Annotated in this window: 1 protein-coding gene; it reads right to left on the reverse strand. The window is 44.4% G+C overall.

The window, feature by feature from the left end; translation table 11 throughout:
• Nucleotides 1-543 (reverse strand): TonB-dependent receptor domain-containing protein (locus tag ACS8FD_RS23875; RefSeq protein WP_439277675.1); only part of this gene is annotated, 543 nt, incomplete at both ends.

Here is a 543-nt window from a genome sequence, read left to right on the forward strand (position 1 = left end):
ACCAAATATGAAGGCATTCATATTCCAGTCTGAGGTCAAGCTCAATCCTTTGATTTTCGCTTCACTGATATTTGTCGCATTAGAAATCAGGTCTTCTGCATCGGTATAATAGCCTGTCAGTCGTGACGTTTGAGCTTCATTAGCGTATTCAACGAATACCTCTGTGTTCTCCGTTTTTTCGGGCTTTAGATTGGGGTTGCTAAAACCAGGCCAGTATAAGTCATTAAACGTTGGTGCACGAAATCCAGTGGCATAGTTGGCACCAATTCGCATGCCAGCCAACGGGCGTATAGCTGCGCCTAAATTGTAGGTGCTCTCATTACCATACTGTGAGTTGTCATCTAAGCGATAGTTGGCTTGCAGGTCATAATAATACTCTGACAATTGATAACCAACAAAAGCACTTTTGACCGTTCTATCGTCAGGGTTGTAAGTGGTTTGCACGGCAGGATCAGGGAAGCCTGAAAAATCCAAAACATCTGATGCGTCTAGTTTCTGTGACAACCATTCTGCGCCAACAATCACAGTACCAGGTCGCGCGTT

Source organism: Psychrobacter sp. 1U2 (assembly GCF_051847575.1).